Source organism: Candidatus Binataceae bacterium (assembly GCA_035294265.1).
Taxonomy (GTDB): domain Bacteria; phylum Desulfobacterota; class Binatia; order Binatales; family Binataceae; genus DATGLK01.
The window spans coordinates 1-23,528 of the sequence record DATGLK010000084.1; the positions used below are offsets into that span (position 1 = coordinate 1).

26 protein-coding genes and 1 riboswitch are annotated in these 23,528 nt (G+C 62.7%); of the genes, 2 read left to right on the top strand and 24 right to left on the bottom strand.

Annotation, left to right across the window (positions count from 1 at the left end; all coding sequences use genetic code 11):
• From VKV28_13200 to VKV28_13255, 12 genes are all read right to left on the bottom strand, one after another.
• Positions 1-2,754, bottom strand: a 2,754-nt coding sequence (locus VKV28_13200; protein HLH77752.1) for an FG-GAP-like repeat-containing protein, incomplete at its 3' end; no start/stop codon positions are given.
• Between the two features lie 652 nt (positions 2,755-3,406).
• Positions 3,407-4,585 (bottom strand): sulfate adenylyltransferase, encoded by a 1,179-nt coding sequence (gene sat / locus VKV28_13205; protein HLH77753.1) that lies wholly within the window; start codon positions 4,583-4,585, stop codon positions 3,407-3,409.
• Complete coding sequence (cysC, locus tag VKV28_13210) at positions 4,585-5,127, bottom strand: adenylyl-sulfate kinase (protein HLH77754.1); 543 nt, start codon at positions 5,125-5,127, stop codon at positions 4,585-4,587. Before cysC ends, sat begins: the two co-directional genes overlap by 1 nt.
• A 63-nt stretch (positions 5,128-5,190) precedes the next feature.
• Positions 5,191-5,883 (bottom strand): HAD family hydrolase, encoded by a 693-nt coding sequence (locus VKV28_13215; protein ID HLH77755.1) that lies wholly within the window; start codon positions 5,881-5,883, stop codon positions 5,191-5,193.
• A gap of 21 nt (positions 5,884-5,904) precedes the next feature.
• Positions 5,905-6,534 carry a ThiF family adenylyltransferase gene (locus VKV28_13220; protein ID HLH77756.1) on the bottom strand — a complete coding sequence of 210 codons (630 nt, stop codon included), beginning with the start codon at positions 6,532-6,534 and terminating at the stop codon, positions 5,905-5,907.
• 5 nt (positions 6,535-6,539) lie between these two features.
• Positions 6,540-6,791 carry an NIL domain-containing protein gene (locus VKV28_13225; protein ID HLH77757.1) on the bottom strand — a complete coding sequence of 84 codons (252 nt, stop codon included), beginning with the start codon at positions 6,789-6,791 and terminating at the stop codon, positions 6,540-6,542.
• Complete coding sequence (locus VKV28_13230) at positions 6,788-7,810, bottom strand: PLP-dependent cysteine synthase family protein (GenBank protein HLH77758.1); 1,023 nt, start codon at positions 7,808-7,810, stop codon at positions 6,788-6,790. The genes VKV28_13225 and VKV28_13230 overlap by 4 nt, the downstream gene beginning before the upstream one ends.
• Positions 7,764-8,042, bottom strand: coding sequence for a ubiquitin-like small modifier protein 1 (locus tag VKV28_13235; protein ID HLH77759.1), 279 nt, complete (start codon positions 8,040-8,042; stop codon positions 7,764-7,766). Before VKV28_13235 ends, VKV28_13230 begins: the two co-directional genes overlap by 47 nt.
• Positions 8,043-8,070: 28 nt before the next feature.
• Positions 8,071-9,333 (bottom strand): threonine synthase, encoded by a 1,263-nt coding sequence (locus VKV28_13240; GenBank protein HLH77760.1) that lies wholly within the window; start codon positions 9,331-9,333, stop codon positions 8,071-8,073.
• A complete protein-coding gene (locus tag VKV28_13245; GenBank protein HLH77761.1) occupies positions 9,330-10,043 on the bottom strand; it encodes a HesA/MoeB/ThiF family protein in 714 nt (237 codons plus the stop codon). Before VKV28_13245 ends, VKV28_13240 begins: the two co-directional genes overlap by 4 nt.
• Positions 10,044-10,141: 98 nt before the next feature.
• A riboswitch (SAM riboswitch) is annotated at positions 10,142-10,260 on the bottom strand.
• A gap of 202 nt (positions 10,261-10,462) precedes the next feature.
• On the bottom strand, positions 10,463-10,957 hold the full coding sequence (locus VKV28_13250) for a GreA/GreB family elongation factor (GenBank protein HLH77762.1): 495 nt from the start codon (positions 10,955-10,957) through the stop codon (positions 10,463-10,465).
• A gap of 46 nt (positions 10,958-11,003) precedes the next feature.
• Complete coding sequence (locus VKV28_13255; GenBank protein HLH77763.1) at positions 11,004-11,237, bottom strand: Lrp/AsnC ligand binding domain-containing protein; 234 nt, start codon at positions 11,235-11,237, stop codon at positions 11,004-11,006.
• A 213-nt stretch (positions 11,238-11,450) separates the two neighbouring features.
• Here VKV28_13255 and VKV28_13260 point away from each other — a divergent pair, with 213 nt between their 5' ends.
• Both VKV28_13260 and VKV28_13265 read left to right on the top strand, forming a co-directional pair.
• Entirely contained in the window at positions 11,451-12,299 is an 849-nt protein-coding gene (locus VKV28_13260; protein ID HLH77764.1) for an FTR1 family protein, read from the top strand.
• Between the two features lie 87 nt (positions 12,300-12,386).
• Positions 12,387-13,121 carry a lysophospholipid acyltransferase family protein gene (locus VKV28_13265; GenBank protein HLH77765.1) on the top strand — a complete coding sequence of 245 codons (735 nt, stop codon included), beginning with the start codon at positions 12,387-12,389 and terminating at the stop codon, positions 13,119-13,121.
• Between the two features lie 15 nt (positions 13,122-13,136).
• Here the strand turns inward: VKV28_13265 and VKV28_13270 are convergent, their stop codons facing one another.
• The 12 genes from VKV28_13270 to VKV28_13325 form a co-directional block, all read right to left on the bottom strand.
• Positions 13,137-13,262 carry a hypothetical protein gene (locus VKV28_13270; protein HLH77766.1) on the bottom strand — a complete coding sequence of 42 codons (126 nt, stop codon included), beginning with the start codon at positions 13,260-13,262 and terminating at the stop codon, positions 13,137-13,139.
• A 378-nt stretch (positions 13,263-13,640) separates the two neighbouring features.
• The gene (locus VKV28_13275) at positions 13,641-14,138 is read right to left on the bottom strand and encodes a hypothetical protein (protein HLH77767.1); all 498 of its coding nucleotides are present in this window, start codon (positions 14,136-14,138) and stop codon (positions 13,641-13,643) included.
• A gap of 278 nt (positions 14,139-14,416) precedes the next feature.
• A complete protein-coding gene (locus VKV28_13280) occupies positions 14,417-14,767 on the bottom strand; it encodes a VOC family protein (GenBank protein HLH77768.1) in 351 nt (116 codons plus the stop codon).
• A gap of 15 nt (positions 14,768-14,782) precedes the next feature.
• Positions 14,783-15,514: a carboxypeptidase regulatory-like domain-containing protein gene (locus VKV28_13285; protein HLH77769.1), complete on the bottom strand. Its 732-nt coding sequence runs from the start codon at positions 15,512-15,514 to the stop codon at positions 14,783-14,785.
• A gap of 96 nt (positions 15,515-15,610) precedes the next feature.
• Positions 15,611-16,222, bottom strand: coding sequence for a methyltransferase domain-containing protein (locus VKV28_13290; protein HLH77770.1), 612 nt, complete (start codon positions 16,220-16,222; stop codon positions 15,611-15,613).
• Positions 16,223-16,260: 38 nt separating this feature from the next.
• Positions 16,261-16,458, bottom strand: a complete 198-nt coding sequence (locus VKV28_13295) for a helix-turn-helix domain-containing protein (protein ID HLH77771.1) — start codon at positions 16,456-16,458, stop codon at positions 16,261-16,263.
• A gap of 148 nt (positions 16,459-16,606) precedes the next feature.
• Positions 16,607-18,262 (bottom strand): protein translocase subunit SecD, encoded by a 1,656-nt coding sequence (gene secD, locus VKV28_13300; protein HLH77772.1) that lies wholly within the window; start codon positions 18,260-18,262, stop codon positions 16,607-16,609.
• 191 nt (positions 18,263-18,453) lie between these two features.
• Positions 18,454-18,798 carry a preprotein translocase subunit YajC gene (yajC, locus tag VKV28_13305; GenBank protein ID HLH77773.1) on the bottom strand — a complete coding sequence of 115 codons (345 nt, stop codon included), beginning with the start codon at positions 18,796-18,798 and terminating at the stop codon, positions 18,454-18,456.
• Positions 18,798-19,925, bottom strand: coding sequence for a tRNA guanosine(34) transglycosylase Tgt (gene tgt, locus VKV28_13310; GenBank protein ID HLH77774.1), 1,128 nt, complete (start codon positions 19,923-19,925; stop codon positions 18,798-18,800). The genes yajC and tgt overlap by 1 nt, the downstream gene beginning before the upstream one ends.
• Complete coding sequence (gene queA, locus VKV28_13315) at positions 19,925-20,944, bottom strand: tRNA preQ1(34) S-adenosylmethionine ribosyltransferase-isomerase QueA (protein HLH77775.1); 1,020 nt, start codon at positions 20,942-20,944, stop codon at positions 19,925-19,927. Before queA ends, tgt begins: the two co-directional genes overlap by 1 nt.
• 63 nt (positions 20,945-21,007) lie before the next feature.
• Positions 21,008-21,985 carry an NAD(P)H-quinone oxidoreductase gene (locus VKV28_13320; GenBank protein HLH77776.1) on the bottom strand — a complete coding sequence of 326 codons (978 nt, stop codon included), beginning with the start codon at positions 21,983-21,985 and terminating at the stop codon, positions 21,008-21,010.
• A gap of 12 nt (positions 21,986-21,997) precedes the next feature.
• Positions 21,998-23,528, bottom strand: a 1,531-nt coding sequence (locus VKV28_13325) for a dihydrolipoamide acetyltransferase family protein (GenBank protein ID HLH77777.1), incomplete at its 5' end; no start/stop codon positions are given.

A 23,528-nucleotide genomic window follows, 5' to 3' on the forward strand; every position in this document is an offset into this window, starting at 1 on the left:
AGTTGGGACATTGTAGTTGATCGTCCCAGTGGCCGGGCTCCCCGAGGTGCTGACCGTGTACAGGGAGTTGAGCAACACCGAAACATTACTGGAGTTGCTGTTTGCGAGGATCAGGTCGGGCTGACCGTCGCCATTGAGGTCCACCGCCGCCACCCCGTATGGATAGGTGCCGCCGCTGGAGAAGGTCTGCACGGTGCTGAAGTTTGGAGTGCTGGCGCCGGGGGTCGTGTTGTTAATCAACACCCCGACTTGGCTGTAATCGGTGCCCGCCACGATGATATCGGGCTTGCCGTCACCGTTGACGTCCAGCACTGTCACCCCATTGGGTCCGGATACCGCGGAGAAGGTCACTTGGCCACGGAAGCTCGCAGTGGAGGAGCCAGGCGTGGTGGTGTTGAGCAAAACGGCGACCGAGCTGTTGCTTGTGTTGGTAGCGATAATGTCGGGCTTTCCATCACCATTGACGTCGGCCATCGTCACCGCCGTCGGGCTGCTCGAGCTTCCCGTGCCGAAGGTCTGCTGCGAGGCGAAGCTGGCAGTGGTCGAGCCCGGCGTGGTGGTGTTGAGCAGCACGGAGACCGTGCCGTCCGCATCATTGGCCACAACCAGGTCGGGCATGCCGTCGCCGTTGACGTCCGCCACTGCCACCGGAATCGGGGCGTTCCCGACGGGGAAGACCTGCTGGCCGGCGAAGCTGGGGGTAGAGGCACCCGCGGCAGTGGTATTGAGGAGCACCGAGACCGTACCGTCGTTTTCATTAGCGACGATGAGGTCGGGCTTGCCGTCGCCGTTGACGTCCGCTGCCGCCAATCCGCGCGGGAAGTTGCCGGTGCCGAAGGTTTGTTGTGAGGCGAAGCTAGGGGTGGTGGCGCCCGGCGTGGTGGTGTTGAGCAGGACCGAGACCGTATTGCTGTTCTCATTGGCGAGGAGCAGGTCGGGTTTGCCGTCGCCATTGACGTCCGCTGTTACCACCGTATATGGCCCGCTGCCCGTACCAAAGGTTTGCTGAGTTGAGAAGCTGGGGGTGGTGGCTCCCGCGGCCGTGGTGTTGAGCAGCACCGAGACCGTGCTAGCGTTGATATTCGCGACGACGAGGTCGGGCTTGCCGTCGCCATTGACATCCGCCGCCGCCACCGAGGTCGGCCCCGATCCGGCGGTAAAAGTGTGCGCTGTGGCGAAGCTGTTGGCATCAAAGCTCGTGGTCGGCGCCGGCGTGGTGTTGAGCAGCACCGAGACCGTGTTGTCACCATCATTGGTGACGATCAAATCGGGCTTGCCGTCGCCGTTGATATTCGCCGCCGTCACCGCGGCGGGACTGTTGCCCGTGGTGAAGGGCTGCTGGGTGGCAAAGCTGGGGCTGGTGGCGCCCGGAGCGGTGGCGTTGAGCAGCACCGAGACCGTGTTGGCACCCCCATTCGCGACGATCAAATCGGGCTTGCCGTCGCCATTGACATCCGCCGCCGTCACCGACTGCGGTTCGCTCATCGTTGCGAAGGTCTGCTGGGTGGCGAAGCTGGCGGTGCTCGAACCCGGCGCAGTCGTGTTAAGTAGCACCGAGACCGTACCGTCGCTGAAGTTCGCGAGGATCAGGTCAGATTTGCCGTCACCGTTGACATCGGCCGCCGTCACCGATCCCGGGTTGTTCCCAGTGTTGAAGGTCTGCTGGGTGGCGAAGCTGGCGGTGCTCGAACCCGGGGTAGTCGTGTTAAGTAGCACCGAGACCGTACCGTCGCTGAAATTCGCGAGGATCAGGTCAGGTAGGCCGTCGCCGTTGATATCCGCCGCCGTCACCGAGTACGGAGCGGTCCCGGTGTTGAAGGTCTGCTGGGTGGCGAAGCTGGCGGTGCTCGAACCCGGCGCAGTCGTGTTGAGCAGCACCGAGACGGTGTCGTCGCTTTTGTTCGCAACGATGAGGTCGGGCGTGCCGTCGCCGTTGACATCCGCCGCCGTCACCGAGTACGGAGCGGTCCCGGTGCCAAAGGTCTGCTGGGCGGCGAAGCTGGCAGTGGCGGAGCCCGGGGTGGTGGTGTTGAGTAGCACGGAGACCGTGTTGGCACCCTCATTGGCGACGATCAGATCGGGCAGGCCGTCGCCGTTGACATCCGCCGCCGTCACCGAGTACGGGCGGCTCTCGGTGTTGAAGGTCTGCTGGCTGGCGAAGCTGGGGGTGGTGGCACCTGGAGCGGTGGTGTTGATGAGCACCGAGACTGTGTTGTCGACGCGATTGGCGACGATCAGGTCGGGTAGGCCGTCGCCGTTGACATCCGCTGTTGTCACCGAGTAGGGCAAAGTGCCCGTGGTGAAGGGCTGCTCGGTGGTGAAGCTGGCCGTGAAAGTTCGCGCCGCCCCGCCCCCGCCCAAAAGCAGCATCTGGAAGGTCTTGGGATTGGTACTGGGATTGCTGCTGACTCCGGTAATCGTCACCGGGATATTGGCGCTGGTCGAGCCCGCCGGAATCACGATCGAGCCGTTGGCGGCGGTGTAGTCCGTCCCGGCTACCGCCGTGCCGTCCTGGGTCTTGTACTGTACGAAAGCGTCATAACTGGTGTCGCTGCTACGCGTGACCGGAATGTTGAGGGTGGTGGAGGAACTGCTCGTCACCGTCACGCTGCCGGCCGAAATCGCGATCGAGGTGGAATCGCCCCACGCCGCCAGAGCCACCACCAAGCCGAACACAGCCAAACACGCGCTTATGGTAGATTTGTCAAGCAACTTGCGTAGCAAGGGGGTCAGGGCGCGCCCAATCTTTGGCATCGCTTAGGGTCCTTTCAAGCGGGCTTTTCGGTCCGACTGACCAGCGGAGAAAAAGCTGGTAGGCAATACTGCTGGTGTATTGCTGCTTTTGTAGCGTGCACTGCCTATGCACGCCCAATAAAGCGGTCGGAAACTATCGTCTTTATCGTCTTAGGTCAACAGCAACAGGCTTCATCGGTTTTTGCGGCGTATAAAGCAGTGCCAATCGCCAAGTTTTACCTGTAGCCGGCTTAACTGTAGAGACGGGAGATTCGCGCGAGCTTAAGGCCCGCGAAGGCGCGGGCACGCACTGCCAACGCGTTCGCGAAGTTACGACGACTCAACTCCGGGTCGGGCTCCGAATAACGCCCTCTGACACTGTCCGTAACGCTGGACAGAAGCAGGTAGCGTCGTAGAGCCGTTCGCGCACCAAGCGTTCAATCACGCCAGCCCCCGGTCGGCAGACCGATCAGGAACAATGGCGACAGCGCCAGGGCGGCGTAGTTCACGTTCGCTTAAGTGTCAGTAAGGCGGCGCGGTCAGCGCTAGCTAGAAAATCGCGTCGGCGGCGTCATTATGCACGCCCCTCGTCCTGCCGCAGCAGGTCTGGCGATTGGCAGAACGAGGGGTTGTGGACAAGCTATGGCGCTAGCAAGACCGCAAGTCTGAGGGCTCAGCCCGCTTGGCGCATCGCCTTGACCAGGATGGCGGCGATTTCGGGCCGAGTGTATTCGGGTGGGGGAAACTCGCCGCGCTGCAGCATCTCACGCACCTTGGTGCCCGACAGAATCACCCGGTCCTGGTCGGTGTGCGGGCAGGTCTTGAAGGAAGCCATCCCCTCGCAGCGGCGGCAATAGAAGGTGTGTTCGAAGGCCAATGGCACAATTGCGATCTCCTCGGGGCTGAAGCGCGAGAAGATCTGCTGAGCGTCGTAAGTGCCGTAGTAGTTCCCTACGCCGGCGTGATCCCGCCCCACGATAAAATGGGTGCAGCCGTAGTTGCGCCGAATAATGGCGTGCAGCACCGCCTCGCGCGGACCGCCGTAGCGCATATGGGCCGGCATCACGGAGAGCATCGCACGATTCTTGGGATAGTACTGCTCTAACAACACTTTGTAGGATTCCATCCGCACCGCGGCCGGCACGTCGTCGCCCTTAGTCTCACCCACCAGCGGATGGAGCAGCAGACCGTCGCAAATCTCCAGCGCCGCCTTCTGGATGTATTCGTGCGCGCGATGGGTGGGATTGCGAGTCTGGAAGGCCACCACCTTGCGCCATTGCCGGGCCTTGAACTCGGCCCGGGTCTGCGCCGGTTCCAGCCGATATTCAAGAAACGTACGATCGGGGATCTCGTCGAACAGCGTCACCTTGCCGCCCAAACATAGCGGCGGCTGGCCCAGCACATTCTTGGCTCCGGGATGGGCTTCATCGGCGGTGCCAAAGACCGCACTGGCTTCGGCGACCCGATCGACCCGAAAGACTTCACTGACCGCCATCACCGCCAAGCGCTGCCCGGCCTCGGTGGCCAGCGCCACCTGCGCCCCGGGCTTGATTGCCTTGGCCTGCGCCTCGCTCACACCCAGCGTAATCGGAATCGGCCAGGGCACGCCCGAGGCCAATCTCATCTCGTCGCGCGAGCGCGTGTAGTCGGCCTCGCCCATGAAGCCGTCCAGGGGCGAAAAGGCGCCAATGGCGAGCATTTCCAAGTCGGACAGATCGCGCGCATTGAGGCTGACCACCGCCAGTCCCTGCGCATGGCGCGCCAAACCCTCGCGCTCGGCCGCCGGCGCCCGCAGATTAACCAACCCATCGCCGCCGTGAGGAGTAATCGTCTCGCGTTCCAACTCGCCCATCACCGTGCTCCATTGGCGCTGACCAGCCGCGCCGCTTCCAATGCCGTGAGCAATCGACCCAGGCTGTCCGCAACGCTCTCACGGTCGCTTTCGATCACCAGCTCGGGCGTCAAAGGCTCCTCATAAGGATCGGAAACCCCGGTGAAACCCGGCAACTCGCCCTTAAGCGCCTTGGCGTACAAGCCCTTGACGTCGCGCCGGACCAGGGTCTCCAGCGGGCATTTCACGTACACTTCAAAAAAGCGCTCATGCGCCGCTCGCACTTCGTCGCGTACCGCGCGATAAGGCGAAATCGCGGCCGACACCGCGATTACGCCGTTGCGGGCCAAAAGCCGGCAGACATAACCGATCCGCCGGATGTTGGTGTCGCGATCTTCCTTGGAAAAGCCCAGCCCCTTAGAGAGATTGGTCCGCACCTCGTCGCCATCAAGAATTTCCACTCGCCGTCCGCGCCGGCGCAATTCTTGCGCTACCGCATTGGCCAGCGTCGATTTGCCCGCTCCTGACAGACCCGTGAACCACAAGGTAAATCCTTCGTCCATTAACCTCATTCCCCAAATAAAAGACTTAGTGGGTCATATTAGTTGCTTATTTTGGACTTCGGATCAAGCGGTCGCCCGTCCGGCTTGTATCCAGGCTAAAAGTGCCGCGGGCGAGGCGAAGACGTGGGTCGCATCCGCCTCCTGCAAGCGCTGGCGCGCGCGCTGCGAGAAGCCTACTCCGGCGAAGCGGACACCGGCGCTGCGCGCGGCCTGCAAATCGGCCAGGCTGTCGCCTACGAACAGCGCGTCATCGGGCTGGGCGCGCAGTCGCGCCAGCGCGAGTGCGACCATCTGCGAGGACGGTTTGAGGGCAAGCTCGCTGTTGCGCCCAATAATCCTGTCGTTCGGCAGATAGATCGAATGGCGGTCGAGCCAGCGCGCCACCGTAAGCGAGGAGTTGGAGGTGACAATGGCGGCATGGTCCTGGAGTTCTCGCAACAACTCCAAGGCACCGGGCAGCGGCTGCGCGCGTTCCACACCGGCCAGCTCATAACGCTCGATAAGCGCGCTGGCAGCCCTTAGCAGGGCACCTCGTGACGGATCGATTGGGCCGGGAGCAGCGTGGAAGCGGGCGTGCAGGGCGGCGTAGAGCGGCAAATTACCCTTGGGGATTTCGACGAATAGCTGTGGGTCCACGCCTGCCCCGCGCAGCATCGGCTCCAAGGCGCGGCGGCTGGCCTCCCAGTCGACCTCGACCTCCAGGGCCGCCAGCGTGTTGTCGAAATCGAGCAGCCAGGCCTTGGGAGTAAGCTTCATGGCGCAAGCATGAAGTGGGCGTCAAGCGCAGCGCTGGCAGCACGTGCCAGCGGCGAGCGTGCAGGGGTTCAGCTCATAACCCGAGCATCGGAGCAGCCGAGCGGCGGGTGCGGCAAGGGCGAGCAGTTGCAACAGAATTTCGCCGCCGCCCGCAATCGCGATCGCTTCGGCGGGCAGTTCGATAGACCCCGGCTCTTGGCAGGCGGGCGCAAGCAGGGCCGGATCGGCGCAGGCCAGGCAGGGTGGCCGCGAAGCGAGGGTCACGATGGCGCGCGGCGCGATCAGCCGTATCAACATCAGCGGCCTGACGCCGCTGTGGTCGAGGGCGGCCAGCGATGGCAATTCGCTCTCGCGAGATAGCACGAACGCGGTCAGGTCGGCCGGCGGCGAAGAGTCCTGCCAGGGCTCCAGGCGCACCTCAGGGTTGCGCTTCGCGATCGCCGCGCACATTCGCGCCAGCGGCTGGCCCACCAGCGGCAAGTGAATACAGCCCACGCCGGCGCCCGCCAGATAGGGCAATATCGCTTCCAGTGCGGCGGGATCGCCGGCCAGCGCGAGGCGGCTTTGGCTCAGTCGCTGCTGGCCGCGGCCACCGACCTCGGGCAAAATAATCTGCCGGCTGTAGCGATCGATTTGGGCGTCGGTGAGCAAAATGGCTATTCGATGATGTTTTTTTCGATCGGCTCGACCGTTACGCCCATCGAACGCAGATACTTGATGGCGCCCTCGATTTGGTCGGCGGTGCCGTCGAACTCCAGTGCCACCAGCCCCATCTGGTCGGAGACGCTGGCACCGCGAATATTGAAGGCAAGGTCGAATTTCTTGACCAGTTGATAAAGCAGCGGCTCGCGGATGAGCGCGCTGGGATAGGTCAGATAGTAGCGTTCGCGATGACGCCGGGGGTTCATAGCTTCTCCAGCAGGCGCTTGAGTTTGAGCGGAGTCCAGGCCTTCCAGCCAATCCACAAGTTAGTGGAGAGATATTTATCGCCCAAATCGGGAAATACCGTCACCACGCAACCCTGGCGCAATTCGCGCGCGACCTTCAGCGCCGCCACCATCGCGGCCCCTGAAGATTGACCCACCAGCAACCCTTCGACCTGGCCCAGCGCATAGACCATATCGTAGGCGTCTTCCGTCTCCACCGGAACTTTGCGGTCGATCTGATCCTCGTGGTAGATGCCGGGGACGATCGAGGAGGCCATGTGTTTGAGTCCCTCCAACCCGTGCATCGCGTCGGCCGGTTCGGCCGCGATGACCTGGATGGCCGCGTCGCGAGTTTTGAGATAACGGCCAGTGCCCATCAGCGTACCGCTGGTGCCGATCCCGGCGATAAAGTGGCTGATGGCGCCGCCGGTCTGGTGCCAGATCTCGGGACCGGTGGTCTCGAAGTGGGCCTGCGGATTGGCCTCGTTGTTGTACTGATCAGGTTTGAAGTAGCGCTGGGGGTCGCGGGCGATAAGCTCGCGACAGCGCAGAATGGCGCCGTCGGATCCCTCCAGCGGATCAGAGAAGACCACCTTGGCGCCAAAGGCCGCGATAATCCGCTTGCGCTCCTGGCTCACGTTGGAGGCCATCACCAGTTCCACCGGGTAGCCCAACGCCGAACCCACCATCGCCAATGCGATCCCGGTGTTACCCGAGGTCGAATCGATAATGGTCTTGCCCGGCTGCAACAGCCCGCTGGCCAAGCCAACCTCGATCATTTTGCGCACGGCGCGGTCCTTGACCGAGCCACCGGGGTTGAAGCCCTCCAGCTTGGCAAAGATCCGCACGCCCGGCCGCAGCAAGCCCGCGGTCAGGCGTGAGATCTCCAGCAGCGGAGTGTTGCCGATCAGGTCCAACACGCTGAGGGCGCGCGCGCCGGGCCCGGGCTGGGGATTAGCGGCCGCCGGCAATCGCAGGAACGATGGAGATATCGTCGCCATCCTTGACCGGTGAGTTTAGCTGATCAAGGAACCGCACGTCGTCGCCATTGAGATAGATATTCACGAAGCGGCGAATCTGGCCGTTCTCATCGAGCAGCCGCTCGCGCAACCCGGGATGATTACGCTCCAAATCTTCGATGACATCCTTGAGATTGGCGCCGGCAGCGCCGATTTCGCCCGCGCCGGCGGTAAACTTGCGCAAGGGAGTGGGGACCCGTACCCGGACTGGCATCTGGTTGTTGACCTCCTGAGTTAAAAATTTAAGCCGCGCCCGCCAAAGCGGGCTTGGCACCGCCGAGCCGCTCGAACAGGGCGTCAAAATCCTTCAGGCGTGCGTCGATTACCGAAGGCTGCTCGATCGCGCCGGCGACCGCTTCCAAGGTCTTATAGCCGTTGCCGGTAATCGAGACGACCACGCAATCCTCGCGCGAGATCCGCCCTTGCTCCAGCAACTTCAAGGTCACCGCCAGGGTAGTACCGCCGGCGGGCTCGGCGAAAACCCCCTCGGTGCGGGCCAGCAGCTTGATCGCATCGATGATTTCGGGATCGGTGGCCATCTCGCCCCAGCCGCCCGACTCGCGCACCGCGCGCAGCACATAATAACCGTCGGCCGGGTTGCCAATCGCGATCGATTTGGCGATGGTCTCGGGTTTGACCGGGGTGATCAGGTCGGCCCCCTTGTGCAGGGCGGTCACCACCGGGGCCGATCCCGCCGCCTGCGCGGTGTAAATCCGCGGCTCGTTGCCGCGCACCAAGCCCAGATCCTTGAATTCTTTGAAAGCCTTGGCGACCTTGGGCAAAATCGTGCCGCCAGCGGTGGGAATAACCACATGATCGGGCAGCCGCCAGCCCAATTGCTCGGCAATCTCGAAGCCGAAGGTCTTGGCGCCTTCGGTATAGTAGGGCCGTAGGTTGATGTTGACGAAAGCCCACCCGTACTTGTCCGCGATCTCGCTGCATAGCCGATTGACGTCGTCGTAGTTGCCGCGAATGGTCACCACCTGTGCGCCATAAATGGCAGAGCCGACGATTTTTCCGGCCTCCACCCCCTCGGGCATGAAAATGTAGCATTTAAGTCCAGCCCGCGCGGCGTGGGCCGCCACCGCCGTGGCCAGATTGCCGGTGGACGCACACGACACCGTGGTAAAGCCGAACTCGCGCGCCTTAGTAATGGCCACCGACACCACCCGGTCCTTGTAGGACAAGGTGGGATGGTTGACGGTGTCGTCTTTGAGATAGAGCCGCGGCAGACCCAGTTCGGCGCCCAACCGGCGGGCGTGCAGGAGCGGGGTAAAGCCGGAATTAGGGCCGGCTTCGGGCTCGCTATCCACCGGCAGCAGCTCGCGATAGCGCCACAGGTTGCGCGGCCGGCTCTCGATCAATTTATGGGTAAGCACGGCACGGATGCGGGCGTAGTCGTAGGTAATCTCCAGCGGACCGAAGCAGGTCTCGCAGACATGCAGCGGTTGCACGGGGTACTGTTGCCCGCATTCGCGGCATCGCAGTTCAGTTACGTAGCTCATGGCCGTTCCTTGTGTTGATAGCCTTCACCGAAAATCTCTGCCGCGCCACATTGGCAGCCCGCGCGGGGCTGCACCGCGACTTGGCGGACCCCACCGCGCCGCAGATCATAAGTAAGCAGCCGCCCCACTAGCGCCAGCGGCTGGCGGCGCAAATAATTGACCCCTTCCCCTCCTTGCAGGCTGCCAATAAAGCCAGCGAGCGGGCCCAGGATTCCAGCTTCGCGACAGCTTGCCCCCTCCGTCGCGGGCGGCGGGGCCTCAAACAGGCATCGCAGGCAGGCACTGTGCCCCGGCACCACCGTCAGCGCCTGCCCTTGAAAGCCCAGCACACCGCCATAGACGAAGGGGCGCGCCGTAGCCAGGCAAACGTCGTTGATCAGAAACTTGGTGGCCGGGTCGTCAGTGGCATCGATCACGAAATCGTGAGCGGAGATAAGGGCCATCGCGGTGCTGGCCTCCACTCGCCCCACGATCGCGCGCGACCGCAGGCCGGTGAAACGCTCCTCCAGGCGGCGGGCCGCAACCTCCGCCTTGGGCCATCCCACGTCGCTTTCGAAAAACAGGGTCTGGCGCGGCAGGTTGGAGAGCTCCACCATGTCGGGATCGATCAGCGTGATGTCAGTGGCACCGCCGCCAGCCGCGCTGGATGCGGCGGGCAATCCCAAGCCTCCCGCGCCAATCACCAAGATTTTGCCAGTTACGCTGGTCACACCTTCCACCACAAAATAGTGGCCGGGGCATCGACTGGCTTTAGTAAGGAGGGGTTATAACCCCACCCCAATTCGATAAGGGAGGGGCTTTCGCTCTCACCTTATCTTCCAAGGCTGCCCCGACCAGGGGCACCTTGCCGGAATTAGCACCAGCACCCAGGTTGGGCCGGTTGCTGCGGCATCGTCGGGCCTGTCCCTCCGCCGCTCTTGATAAGGCAATAATTCCGACTGTCGCCTAGAAGCCTTATCCAAGCGCTCGCATCTTGTCAACCGCTCGGTCAGGGTTTCTCGTGCGCGCGTCAGTGGGCGGCCTTCTACTCCGCTGAGAACTCGTTGCGCCAGAGCCCTCTCTGCGCCTTCCCCTGGCGAGGAAGGGATTGGGGCCCGACAAGAGCGCCTGTTTTGTAATGAGCGCCAGCCTAGCTTTCGCGGCTGCCGTTGGATTCCAGCAAATCGTGGATGGTGTGCAGGCGTACCACCGAATAGGCGCGCTTGCCCTTGGGCGTTTGCACTTCGAAATCATCCCCCTCGCCTCGCCCGATCATCGCCTTGCCCAATGGGGAGGCCAGCGAGATTCGGTTGAGCGTGGCGTCGACCTCCTCGGGGACTACGATTTCGTATTCCGTGCGTGCCCCCTCTTCGTCTTCGATTTCCACCTTGCTGCCTAACCCCACGGTATCGCGCGGCACCGATTCCAGGTTGATACGGGCCAGCTCTGCTACTCGCAGTTCGTAATTAGATAGCCGCGCGCGCAGAAACTCTTGGCGCTGCTTGGCCATCGCATATTCCGCGTTTTCCGACAAATCTCCATGCGCCCGAGCGCGCTCTAGCTCCTTGGGCAAATCGATGGTTAGTTCACGCTTGAGATTTTCCATCTCCTTGCGCAACCGCTTGATAACAGGCAACTCGACCATGCTCACACCCTTTGAAACATGCCAATGGGCTGCGCGCGACCCGCTTTCAATCCGCCACAATCGAAGTCAGGCTGCGACTGACGCCATTGACGCTCTGAATCTGATGGACCACCAGCTCCCCCAACGCAGTCACGTCGGTGGCTTCGACCAAGGCGATAATATCGTGGGGACCGGCCACGGTATGGGCGGCCGCGACGCCCTTAACCCCGCGCAAGCGCCCCGCCACCTCGCGAGCCTTCCCGGGAGCGGTATCGATCAGTATGAACGCCTTAACCGCCATCGTACCACTATCCCCCGCTCCTGCCTCGTCTGTATCTTGCTCCGCCGGCGGCTGCCGTCAAGCCCCGCGCGCAGAATGAATTTTACAGGGCTGCGCCACTGAAGTCCCGTCTTGTCCCATCACACATCCGCCTGAGGAAGCAAGCGCCTAATAGATTGGCGCTGACCCAGGTTGACCGCCAGCGGTTTTTTGATAATAATTCTCAATATCGCCATGGCTACAACCGCAATCCCTTATTTTCTCTACGCCTTTGGTATCTTACTACGCGAGGGACTCGAAGCGCTGTTAGTCGTGGTGGCCCTGGCAGCCGGGGTTAGGCAAATGGGCCGGGCCTCCAAGGTGCGAGAAATCTATCTGGGCGCTGGGTTAGGAATCGTGGTCAGCCTGCTGTTGGCGTGGGGCGTCAATGCCCTGATTACCGACAACGACAGCGACGCGATGGAGGGGGTGTTTCAAATCGTCGCGGCGTTGACCTTGTTTTACGTCAGCTCCTGGCTGACCGCCAAAACGCAGGCCTCGCGCTGGCAGGAGTTCTTGCAAAAGCAGATTGTGCAGCAGGGCCGGCGCGCAATTCCCCTGGCCTTTGGCCTCAGTGCCTTCCTGGCGGTCCTGCGTGAGGGCGCCGAAACAATAGTCTTCTTCCAGGCCTTGCTGGGGGGCGCTTCAGCCGGGACCGAGCGACATGCGATCTGGGCCGGGATGGGCTTGGCGGCAATCGCGCTGGCGCTGGTGTTCTTCGGCTTGCAAGGGGTGCTGGCGCGAATCCCGCTGCGCCATTTCTTTCGCGTTACCTCGCTTTTGCTCTACGGCTTGGCGGTGGTGTTTATCGGCCAAGCGGTGGGCAGCTTGCAGGAGGCCGAGGTCGTCGGCGCCACCTTCATCGCCCATGTGCCCACCATCCCGGTGCTAGGTATCTTTCCCACCGTGCAAAGCTTGGCAGCTCAAACCGTCCTGTTGGTTCTGGCCGCGGCGGCTTGGTTCGTACCGCGCCACAGCACCGGGGGCGAGGCCCGCGACATCGCAACCAAGCCACAGCGCACGGCTTCGGTGCGAGCCCACTGACGACCCTCGCGCTTGGGGCCGGCGCAAGTCGCGATCGGCAAGATCGGGTTGATCGGTTGCGCTCAAGGCCTTAAAACAGCCTGCGAGATGGAATCCCATACCGCTTTCCAGGCTGGCTCGCTGCTGGAACGCTGCTGGGGCGTGCTAGCCACCGTGATGGCGGTCATCTACACGATGGTCGTGTCGCCCATCGCGGCGCTGGTAGCGCCCTTCGCGGGCGGGCGCGGAGTCGACGTGCTGGGGCGGATCTGGAGCCGCGCGATCATCCGTACCAGCGGGGTCAAGGTGGAGTTTCGCGGCCTGGACCACCTCCGCGGCCTGGACGGCTGCATCGTGGTCACCAACCATCAAAGCATGTTCGACATCTTTGCCTTGCTCGGCTACCTGCCCCATCCGGTACGTTTTGTCGCCAAAAAAGAGCTGCTCAAGATTCCGGCTTTCGGCTATGCGCTGTGGCGCTCGGGCCATATCGTGATCGGCCGCCAGGAGGGTGGGCGCGAGGTTCGACGGGCAGTGAAGATCGCGCGGCGCGGCTTCGCCGTGGTCTTTTTCGCCGAAGGCCATCGCTTCGGCGACGGCCGTATCCATCCCTTCAACGAGGGCGCGGCATGGCTGGGACTTCTCACCCGGCTGCCGTGCGTGCCCTTGGCGATTAGCGGCAGCGGCGCCATCCATCCGCGCGGCGCCTTGACGATTCGTCCCCATCGCACGATCCGGCTATCTTTCGGAGCGCCGATCCCCACCGCTAATCTGCGCTCATCGGATCGCGCGCAGTTGACCCAAACCCTTCAGCGCCAGGTCGAAGAACTGTTCCAGGGCTGATTTCAGGCAGCGCGCTCAGGGACGGCGATCGAAGATGAACAGCGGCCCTTGGCCGCACCCGCGCTCGACCTCCACGACTCGCATCGCCCCCTGGCGTCGCATCGGGCGACAGCCAAACCCGGCTTGGGTCAGCGCCGTCATTTTCGGATTTTTTCCCGCTTGCGGGTCACGATGGGGACGCTTTTCTCCCCGATCGTTTGGATTAAGGAAGGTGGCAGACTCACACCGTCCCGGCGCGCAAACTTCTCGGTCGTTTGCGCGCCGAGCGGACTTGCCAGTGTGAGCCGGAGGGCTTAGTGGATAATCACCCCGGCCCGCCGGCTAAAATTGGAGGTCGCGCGCTGCTGCGGACTCGGAGTGGCAGTGGCGGTCGGCGAAGCTGCCGTTGCCGTGGCAGTTGGCGCCGGGGTAGCCGTCGCAGTCGGCGAGGGGGCCGGCGAAGAACTGCTACCGCTACACCCTGCGATTCCCATCGTCAGCGCAAGGAATCCCGCAGCTAGGAGCGTCTTCATCGCCAACTCAGGCCACCGCCGAGGGTTTGCAAATACCAACGCTTACGGGAGTGTCGGCCGGGCTGGTCGTCGTCTCACCCGAAAGCATCAGCTCCTGCCCTGCGGTGGTTGTCGCCGTGACGAAGTCATAGGTCAGCGTAAATGTGGTCGAGGTATTAGGCAGCGTTACCGTCGCGGTGAGCGTACCCAAGGTAGTCGCAGAGCCCGAAGTGCATTTTGCGTTGTCACCCGTCAGACTAATGTTAGTTGCTGTGTGTCCATTCTCATTAATTGAAACTATGCCGGTAATGTTGGAGTTGGCGTCGAAGCTGAGGAAGCCAACGATGGAACTCGGGTGGCCATCGGTGGGCTGTCCCTCCAGCGGAAAGTTTCCGGTAACCAATAGCGAACACTGGTAGTTAACAGGGCAGACCGTGGGGCTAGGCGACGACTGCCCCTGGGCAAGCCCGCCCGACAGCGGCACCAGAAGTGCCAAACACGCTAACGCACCCAGAAGCTTTTTCATCTTCCTTTAGTCCTTTTCTCCCGATTCCGCCGGAACCACAAAACCAGGCCGCCTTCTTTAGGGCAGCCATTGAAGCCTCCGCACGTTGCAGTCTGACCATAGCTGCCCAAAGATTGATTGTCAAAAGATTGATTGTCAAAGGTAGTCGGGGGATCTGCTGGAAATGATCCGGTGGCTCTGGGTTTGTTGACGCGGGCTTGGACGGGCGACGCTCCCAGCCTGGTTGTAGGTGGCGAAAGGTGATTCGATAACTAGGCCAGAAATGCCGGGCAGCGTGCTTAGGGACGGCGATCGAAGATGAACAGCGGCCCTTGGCCGCACCCGCGCTCGACCTCCACGACTCGCATCGCCCCCTGGCGTCGCATCGGGCGACAGCCGAACCCCGCTCGGGTCAGCGCCGCCCGTACCTGCTCGACATCATCGGCCAACAGCCACAAGGCGACCATCCCCTGCCTCGCTCCCGTCTCGGCGGCTATCAACCCAATCGCCGACTCGCCAATCGGCAGCAGCATCGGCTCACCATCGTGGCGCTGACCGGCCGCGCGTAGGCCAAAGTTGCGCTCATAGGTGGCCAGCGCCGGTTCCAGCCGCGCCACCGCTACGTCGATTCGTTCGATCGCCTTGAGCATGCTATCGCGGCGCGCTTAAGGATTAGGCTTGGGATGATAGACGAAATTTACCGCGACCGTCTGGTCGCCGCTGACCGTCACCGGTTGGCTTTGGGTACCCAGCTTTTCCTGCCATACGGTGAGCTTGTAGTTGCCCGGGGGCACATCTTTGATGGTGAAACGACCGTCGGCGCCAGTGCGGGCGAAATACGGGTTGCCGAAGACGTACCACCAACCTTCCATCCAGTCGTGCGCGTCGCAGGTGACCTTGATCAGTTCGGGATGATCGACGGTTATCTGTAACTCTTTCTTAAAGCCGGGCTGGGCGTAGTTAACCGGTGAATTGAGGCTGGAATAGGTATGGATATTGTGCAGGATGCCGTCGGAATTAAGCACGTCCACCGTGCTGCCGGCGGGAAAAGCGAGCACGCGGGGAATGTACTGGCAGCCCTTTTGGTCCATCGTGACCACGCGCGGCTTAGCGGGCGCGCCCTGGGCAATATTGCTGATAAATACTACCGCATTGGCGATCCCGCCGTCGCTAGCGACCTTCAGACTATTATCAAAATGGGGTTGGGCCGCGCAGACGTCCTTGTCCTTGGTGACCGCGACGCGCTTGGGCTTGGGGGGCGCGCCAGCATAGCTGACCTGGCCGGTAATCGTCGCCCCGTTGGGGACCGCAACTGCCCGGTATGGAGCGCAATCGGCACGCGCGGCAAGAAAGCCGGTAAGCAGCACCGTCATCAGTACAATGGGAGTGGTTCTCATGCCAGCCTCGAATTGAGCAGGCGGGAGCTGACCAGCCGGTCGGAGCGAACTCCCGAACCAATAGGGCAAAACGCGCAGGCGGACCCGCAGGCCGGTTCAGGCCGGTTTGCGCGCCACCATCGTGGTGTGCAGCAAGCTTGCCTTTTCGCGCCGCTCCACCGTCATGGGGACGCCGTCAATCAGGTCCCCGAACCGCAGCTTGGTGGTCCATCCCAGATGCTTGGTAACCGGATTGGCAATCGCCACCAAAAAGCCTAGCACCGGTTTTTCGCTGCGAAAATGGTTGATTACCACGATCCGGCCCGCCGGCTTGCACACCCGGTGCATCTCGCGCATCGCCTGGCGCGGGTCGGGCACCACGGTCACCACATGAAAGGCGCAGACCACATCGAAACTGTCATCGGGCATCGGCAAATGGCTACCGTCACCCGGCATCAACTCGACGTGGGCCCAGCTATTTTCGCGGGCCTTGGCACGAGCATGCTCGAGCATATCCGGGGAGGGGTCGATACCGACCACATGGACGTAAGGTGGGTAGGCATCGAGGGAAATTCCGGTGCCCACGCCGACCTCCAGGACGCGCTGGCCGGGGCGCAAGTTGAGGGATTCGATCACTTGATGCTCGGCGTCGACAAAAGCGCGGCCAAAGAAGCGGTCATAAAGAAACGCAAAATCTGAATATACCCGGCTTTCGTGCGGTTCGCCCATAACGCGTGGTTTCCCGGTTGAGCTGCAGCCGCCAAAGCCTAGGCTGCGACGTTAAGTCCCTTGAGTTGGCGCTTGAAAGACAGGATGTCGCGCTTGCGAAAGCGCCACTGGCGCCCTTTTTTGAAGGCCGGCAAGGCCTGGCGACGAGCCAACTCGTTGACCGTATCGGGGCTCAAGTCCAGCAGGAAGGCCACTTCTCTGGAATTGAGCAGCAGGTCTTCTTTATCGGCTATCATCGTCGGACTCATGAAAGCTGGAACGCAAACCCTATCGGTCGGATTCGAGCCACCACAAACGGACTTTTTTTAGTACGTCAGAACCCACCGAGTCAAGCTCGGCATCGTCCGGCCGCAATCGCCTCCCACAGTTACGCTGCCCGCCGCATCAAACGCTGATGCGGACCAGGCGGCGCGATGCGATCAAGTAATCATACCAAATGCGGGTTATGACCACGCAGGAAAATAGCCCGGTCAGCACTCCCACACACAGCGTAATAGCGAAGCCTTTGACCGGGCCGGTCCCAAATTGGAACAGGATCAAGCCTGCCACGAAGGTTGAAATGTTGGAATCGTGGATGGCCGACCAGGCGCGTTCGTAGCCGATTCGCACGGCGTCGCGCGGGGTCTTGCCGTTGCGCAGCTCCTCGCGCATACGCTCGTTTATCAGCACATTGGCGTCAACCGACATGCCCAGGGTCAGCACAACTCCGGCGATTCCGGGCAGCGTCAGCGTGGCCTGCATCGCCGCCATCACGCAGACCAGCAGCATGATATTGAGCATCAGGCCGAAATCGGCGAGTAAACCAGCCTTATCGTAGTACAGCGCCATGAAGATCAGGACCGCCAGCGCGCCGACCACGAAGGACAGCTCGCCTTGGCGAATTGAATCGCGCCCCAGGGAGGGGCCCACGGTGCGCTCTTCGACAATCTCCACCGGGGCGGGCAGCGCGCCCGAGCGCAGCACGATCGCCAGGTCATGGGCTTCGTCGAGCGAGAACTGCCCAGTAATCTGGACGTGACCGCCGGCAATGCGCTCCTTGATTACGGGCGCGGAATAGACCGTATTGTCCAGGATAATCGCCAGGCGTCGGCCGACGTTGTCAGCCGTCAAGGAGTCGAAGATACGCGCCCCGCGACCATCGAGGTCAACCGCCACATAAGGGCCCTCCAGCCGAGTTCCCGGCCGCACCCGGGCGTCGGTCACCACGTCACCGGTCATCTCAGTCTGCGACTGGACCAAATAGGGCTGGCGACCGCCCTGATCGGCCGGCCCATAGAGGATCTGGTCGCCGGGTGGCGGGCCGTTCTTGAGCGCGTCTTCCACGCTGTGGCTGTCATCAACCAGCTTGAACTCCAGTACCGCGGTCTTGCCGATCAGTTCTTTGGCCCGCTCGGGATCCTGGATTCCCGGCAATTGGACCAGGATTTCATTATTGCCTTCGCGCGCCACCGTGGTTTCACGCACCCCCAACTGGTCGATGCGGTTGCGGATGGTCTCCAAGGCCTGATCCATCGCGCTGGAGCGAATGTTCTGCTCCTCTTCGGGTCTGAACCGCATGCTGAAAGCCGGGCCGCTCTGAGTGCTGGCCGACTGCACCAGCATGTCGCCATAGCTTTTGGCGACCAAGTCTTCAAACGAACTGCGGTCCTGAACCGAGGCGAGCTTAACCAGCACGCTGTCGTCAGGTTGCACGGCGATATCGCTATAAGCGATCTTATTTTCCTTGAGCTCGCGCTTTAAATCTTCCGCCCGCCTGCTCAGCGAAGTCTTCACCGCATCATCCAACTTCACTTCCAAAAGCAGATGAGTGCCGCCCTGAAGGTCCAGTCCAAGCTGAATCCTGGGCGTGGGCAGCCAGCTCTTCCACCAATCGGGCAGGTTGGGGTTGATGCTGGGAACCAGAATCAACAAGCTCACCACCACCAGGACCACGGTCAAATAAATCTGAGTGAGGGGGCGACCTCCAGTCAAAAACAGATAGAGAATAGCCGCACCCAGCGCCAAGAGAATGAGAATTGGCGCGAAATTTTGGTTTTCCAAGCTTAGCCCCTCTTAGAAAAGATACGCGTGCTGGCAACCAACTGCCCTGCCCGCGACTAACTTGCACACTCGGAGCGCTGTGCGGTCGTCCGAAAGCTTGGTGAGGTTTACCACGCCCTTCACAGTCCTTTCATCCCCCTGGTCTGGCTCGGGCTGACAAACGAGTGGCCGCCGTACGAGATGACACGCCACTAGCTCACCGCCTTGGTGCTCTTGCCGTAGGCCGACAGGCCGGCGATTTGCGAGCGCTCTACCCGGACCTGAACCCCCTTGGCGATCTCCAGGGTGGCAACCTTATCGGACAACTCGACAATTCGGCCAAGCAAACCGCCGGTAGTAACGACCTCGTCGTTACGTTTGAGGCCGGCCAGCAGCTTGGAATGCTCGGCCGCCTTCTTGGTCTGCGGCCGGATCAGGAGAAAATAAAAAATCGCGAACAAAAAGACCAGCGGGATGACGGTGGTGTAGAGCACCTGCTGGGTTCCGCCGCTTTGCCCCGCGCTGTTCTGGGCATATGCAATTCCCTCGAAAAACATTAGCTTGCCTGGTCCACTTCCTCTCGCATGGCGCGCTCGAAGCTGGCGCGCATGCGACCATAGGTTCCCGATGCGATAGCAGCTTGCGCCTGCGACATCAAGTTTGCGTAAAAATACAGATTGTGTTCGGTCAAAGCCCGCGCCGCAAGGATCTCACCCGACTGATAAAGATGACGCAAGTAGGCTCGTGTATAGCTGCGACAAGTCCGGCATCCGCAAGCTTCATCCAGGGGCCGGCGGTCGCGCGCATGGCGGGCCTGCTTAATCGAGATCCGGCCAGCGGAGGTAAAGGCACTACCGTTGCGAGCGTTGCGGGTGGGCATCACGCAGTCGAATAAATCATAACCCATCCCAACTGCCGCCAACAGATCCTCCGGCGTACCCACGCCCATCAGATAGCGGGGCCGCGCGGCGGGCAAGTGCGCGGCCGTTAGCGCCGCCATCTCCAGCATCAGCGCCTTGGGCTCGCCCACCGATAAACCGCCTGTCGCGTAACCGTCGAAAGGCAACGCGGTTATTTGCTCCGCGCTGAGGCGGCGCAGGTCGGCATAAAATCCGCCCTGGACGATACCAAACAGCGCCGGCCCGGCCTCGGCGCGCACCGCCAGCGCGCGCGCGGCCCAGCGCGTGGTCAATTCAAGCGAGGTCCGGGTCTCGGTCCGCGCCGCGGGATAGCGCAAACATTCATCCAGCGCCATCATGATATCCACGCCTAACCGCTGCTGAATTGCCACCGCGCTTTCAGGGGTAAGCATCATCGCGTGCCCGTCCAGATGGGAGCGAAAGCGCACACCCTGCTCTTCGATGCGCCGGATGGGCGCCAAGCTCATAGCCTGAAAGCCGCCCGAATCGGTCAGCACCGCCCCCGACCAGCCCATGAAGCGATGGACGCCGCCCAGCTGCCCGATCAGCTCGGCGCCCGGGCGCAAAGCCAAATGGTAGGCATTGGATAGAATCAGCCGGTAGCCCAGCTCCCACAGCTCCCCCGGCGCCATCGCCTTGACCGCGCCGTAAGTGCCCACCGGCATGAAGGCGGGAGTATCGATCGAGCCGTGAGCGGTAGTGATGCGGCCGCGCCGGGCGGCGCCGTCTTGGCATAGCGCCTGGAATTGCAAGCGGTCGGCCATCAAAGGATCAGCATCGCATCACCGTAGCTGAGCAGGCGGTAACGATGGCGGATCGCCTGGTGATAGGCATCGAGCACAGGCGTGCGACCCGCGAACGCCATCACCATCGCAAGCACGGTACTGCGCGGCATGTGAAAGTTGGTGATCATCCCCTCCACCAGCTTAAAGCGGAAGCCGGGATAGATGAATAGCCCGGTGTAACCCTCCAGATCGCCGGTGATGGCGTAGGATTCCAGCGCCCGCACCGAGCTGGTCCCCACCGCAATCACGCGTCCGCCGACGCGCCGGGCATGGGCCAGGCTTTGCGCCGCCTGGGGCGGAATCGAGTAAAACTCCGCCTCCATCCCATGTTGCTCTACCTCCTGGGCTCGCAAAGGCACGAAGGTTCCCGGTCCGATGTGCAAGGTCAGACAGGCGACCGCGCATCCTTGCGCGCGCAGCAAGTCGAGCAGCTCCGGGGTGAAGTGCAGGCCGGCGGTAGGGGCCGCGACGGCACCCTGATGGGCGGCATAAACGGTTTGGTACTCCGCGCTATCGCGCCCGGAGACCTCGCGCTTGATGTAGTGGGGCAGCGCCAAGCGTCCGGCCTGGGCGATGAGCTCTTCAATGGCTTGCGCGGAGTCGCTGGTGACCACGACGCGGCCTGGACGCGGACAAGCGACCACCCTCAGCCGCCCACCGCCTTCAAGCGCCAAGCTGCTGCCGGCCGCGGCCGGGCGATGACCCCGAATCAAGGCTAACCATCCGCCGGGCGGATCGGTCACCGGCCGCACCAGCAACAACTCAACGCGACCACCGCTGGGCTTGCGCGCCGCCAAGCGAGCGGGAAAGACGCGGGTGTCGTTGAGCACCAGCAGGTCGCCCTCGCGCAAATAGCGGCCCAACTTATAGAAGCGCGAATGCTCCAGCGCACCCGAGCGGCGCTGCAAGACCAGCATCCGGGCACTATCGCGCCGCGGCAGCGGTTCCTGAGCAATCAGCTCAGGCGGAAGCTCATAATCCAGTTCGCTAAGTCGCATCCCCCAAACCACCGATCGGCGGGTGCGGCCGGCGCCCGGGCCAGGGATGACCCAGATGCCGGCTCAAGCAATGGCCAGAATGACCTTGCCGAAATGGTCTCCCTCCAAGCGCCGATGCGCCTGGGCGACCTCGCTCAGCGGCAACACGCTGTCGATTGGTGGACGCAGCGCCCCGCGCTCCAAAGCGGCACCAAATTGACTTAGGAACTCGCGCACGATGCGGGCCTTGTCAGCCGGCGTGCGCGCACGCAAGGTCGAGCCGATGATCGACAAGCGCTTCATCTGCACCACGCGCAGATCGATCTCGGCCTGCGCTCCGGCCTGGGTCGCCACCAGCACCAGCCGTCCGTCGGTGACCAGGACCTCCAGATTCTGCGCCAGGTAGGGTGCGCCGACGATATCCATCACGACTTCGACCCCGCGGCCGTTGGTGGCAGCCTTGACCTTGGGCGCGAACGGGCCGTCCTTGTAGTTGATCGCAACGTCAGCTCCCAGACGCAGGCAGCGCTCGCATTTGTCGGCGCTGCCGGCGGTCACGATCGAGTGGGCGCCAGCCTCGCGCAGCAACTGGATAGCGGCGGTGCCCACCCCGCTGCCACCGCCGTGAACCAGCACGGTCTGTCCAGCGGCGACGCGGCCCAATAAAAACAGCTCGAGGTAGGCAGTCAGGTACACTTCGGGAAAACCCGCGGCTTCAACGTCGCTCAGCGCTGCGGGAACGTGGATAGCCGAGCCATGATGGACGGTGGCCAACTCGGCGTAACCGCCACCCGCCAGCAGCGCCATCGCGCGCTCGCCAACCCGCCAGCCGCTTACCTCCGCGCCCACCGCGATCACTTCGCCGGCGCACTCCAGCCCCAAGATCGGCGTGGTTCCAGGCGGTGGGTCGTAGCGTCCCATCCGCTGGCCGATATCGGCCCGGTTGAGTCCCGCCGCGGCGACCTTGATCAGGAGCTCCTGCGGCCCAGGCTGGGGCGCGGGCTGTTGGCTGACACGCAAGACCGAAGCATCGCCGGCAACAGGCGCTACTACCGCTTTCATCGCAGGCTCCCTTTACATCAACAGGCTGGGCGGATTTTCCAAAAAACGCTTGACTTCCAATAAAAAGCGGCCGGCCACCACCCCGTCGATAATGCGATGGTCGCACGACAGCGTCATCATCATGGTCGTGCCAACCACCACCTGACCGTTGCGCAGCACCGGCCGCTCCTTGATCGCCGCCACCGCCAGAATCGCAGCCTGAGGCGGGTTGATCACAGCGACGAAGTGCTCGATGCCCAACATCCCCATGTTGGAGATGGTGAAAGTGCCGCCGGAGAGATCCTCGGCGGTGAAACCGCCCTGTTGTGCCTTGGCCGCTAGACCGTGCGCCAGGCGCGCTATCTCCGGCAGGCTAAGCCGCTGGCAATCCTTGATAATCGGGACGATCAGCCCTTCTTCTACGGCGACTGCGACTCCGATGTTGACGGAGGGATGAATCTTGATCGACCCTTCGCTGAAGCTGCTGTTGATATGCGGATGACGCGTCAGCGCCAGCGCACAGGCCTTGATCACGATGTCGTTGTAGGTGATCGACTGGTCGAACAGCTTGGTTGATTCCAATGACTTCTTGAGCCGCACCGCTTCTTCCATATCCACTTCCACGGTTACGTAGTAGTGGGGAATCTCCTGCTTGGAAGCGGTCAGCCGCTGCGCAATCGCGCGGCGCATCCGGCTGTTGGCCTGATAGGTCCCCGGCACGCGCTCGAAGGTCGGTATTCCGGGCGCCACATTGCGCGCGGCCTCGCGCATTACCACCGCTTGCTCCGCGCCGGCGCCGCCCGCGCCCGCCGGTATCGCGCTATCAGCCGCGGCGGCGGTCTCACCCGCGCCCTTGGCGCGCGCGGTCGCCGCCCGCGCCCGCACGACGCTATCAACGTCACGTTTGGTGATCCGACCTTCCACCCCGCTACCGCGGATCGAGCTTAAGTCGATCCCCGCCTCTTCCGCCGCCCGGCGCGCAAGCGGAGTTACTCGAATACGCCCCGGATTGTTGTCAGCCCAGATGGCGCGCGGCTCGCGCGCCACCGGCATGGGCGTCGCTTCCGCCGCCGGCGCCGGAGCTTCTACCATGATGGGCGCGTCGGAGCGCTGCTCGTCGGTGGCGCTCAAAAACGATTCCGGATCGGTTGCCTCGACCTCGGGTGTCTCGGTCGATGCCGTCCGCGTGCCACGCGCCTCGCCGGCATTGGAATGGGCAAGAGTCAAACGCGGGCTGCTCCCGATTGCGCGGGGTTTATCTTTGGCCTGAGCACTTGGCGTAATGGGCTGCCTTTCCTCGACCACTTCGACAACTTCGGGCTCTTGCGCTGGCGGCGCCTGTGAAGCCGCGGTGGGGGAAGGAGCCTGGGCTTCGCCGGGAGCGCCGAGCAGGGCGATAACCGCGCCCACCGGCGCGCTCTGTCCCTCGGCCAGCCGCAGCTCCTGCAGCACGCCGGCCTCGAACGCCTCCAGCACCATGTCGGCCTTGTCGGTTTCCACCTCCGCCAGCGGCTCGCCCGGCCGCACCTGGTCGCCCGGCCGTTTCAGCCAATGGAGGATTTTG

Coding starts and splice junctions, on each gene's coding strand:
- sat (HLH77753.1), bottom strand. CDS start 4,585: ATGGGCGAGTTGGAACGCGAGACGATTACTCCTCACGGCGGCGATGGG.
- cysC (HLH77754.1), bottom strand. CDS start 5,127: ATGGACGAAGGATTTACCTTGTGGTTCACGGGTCTGTCAGGAGCGGGC.
- VKV28_13215 (HLH77755.1), bottom strand. CDS start 5,883: ATGAAGCTTACTCCCAAGGCCTGGCTGCTCGATTTCGACAACACGCTG.
- VKV28_13225 (HLH77757.1), bottom strand. CDS start 6,791: ATGAACCCCCGGCGTCATCGCGAACGCTACTATCTGACCTATCCCAGC.
- VKV28_13230 (HLH77758.1), bottom strand. CDS start 7,810: ATGGCGACGATATCTCCATCGTTCCTGCGATTGCCGGCGGCCGCTAAT.
- VKV28_13235 (HLH77759.1), bottom strand. CDS start 8,042: ATGCCAGTCCGGGTACGGGTCCCCACTCCCTTGCGCAAGTTTACCGCC.
- VKV28_13240 (HLH77760.1), bottom strand. CDS start 9,333: ATGAGCTACGTAACTGAACTGCGATGCCGCGAATGCGGGCAACAGTAC.
- VKV28_13250 (HLH77762.1), bottom strand. CDS start 10,957: ATGGTCGAGTTGCCTGTTATCAAGCGGTTGCGCAAGGAGATGGAAAAT.
- VKV28_13255 (HLH77763.1), bottom strand. CDS start 11,237: ATGGCGGTTAAGGCGTTCATACTGATCGATACCGCTCCCGGGAAGGCT.
- VKV28_13260 (HLH77764.1), top strand. CDS start 11,451: ATGGCTACAACCGCAATCCCTTATTTTCTCTACGCCTTTGGTATCTTA.
- VKV28_13265 (HLH77765.1), top strand. CDS start 12,387: ATGGAATCCCATACCGCTTTCCAGGCTGGCTCGCTGCTGGAACGCTGC.
- VKV28_13270 (HLH77766.1), bottom strand. CDS start 13,262: ATGACGGCGCTGACCCAAGCCGGGTTTGGCTGTCGCCCGATGCGACGC.
- VKV28_13275 (HLH77767.1), bottom strand. CDS start 14,138: ATGAAAAAGCTTCTGGGTGCGTTAGCGTGTTTGGCACTTCTGGTGCCG.
- VKV28_13280 (HLH77768.1), bottom strand. CDS start 14,767: ATGCTCAAGGCGATCGAACGAATCGACGTAGCGGTGGCGCGGCTGGAA.
- VKV28_13285 (HLH77769.1), bottom strand. CDS start 15,514: ATGAGAACCACTCCCATTGTACTGATGACGGTGCTGCTTACCGGCTTT.
- VKV28_13290 (HLH77770.1), bottom strand. CDS start 16,222: ATGGGCGAACCGCACGAAAGCCGGGTATATTCAGATTTTGCGTTTCTT.
- VKV28_13295 (HLH77771.1), bottom strand. CDS start 16,458: ATGATAGCCGATAAAGAAGACCTGCTGCTCAATTCCAGAGAAGTGGCC.
- yajC (HLH77773.1), bottom strand. CDS start 18,798: ATGTTTTTCGAGGGAATTGCATATGCCCAGAACAGCGCGGGGCAAAGC.
- tgt (HLH77774.1), bottom strand. CDS start 19,925: ATGGCCGACCGCTTGCAATTCCAGGCGCTATGCCAAGACGGCGCCGCC.
- queA (HLH77775.1), bottom strand. CDS start 20,944: ATGCGACTTAGCGAACTGGATTATGAGCTTCCGCCTGAGCTGATTGCT.
- VKV28_13320 (HLH77776.1), bottom strand. CDS start 21,985: ATGAAAGCGGTAGTAGCGCCTGTTGCCGGCGATGCTTCGGTCTTGCGT.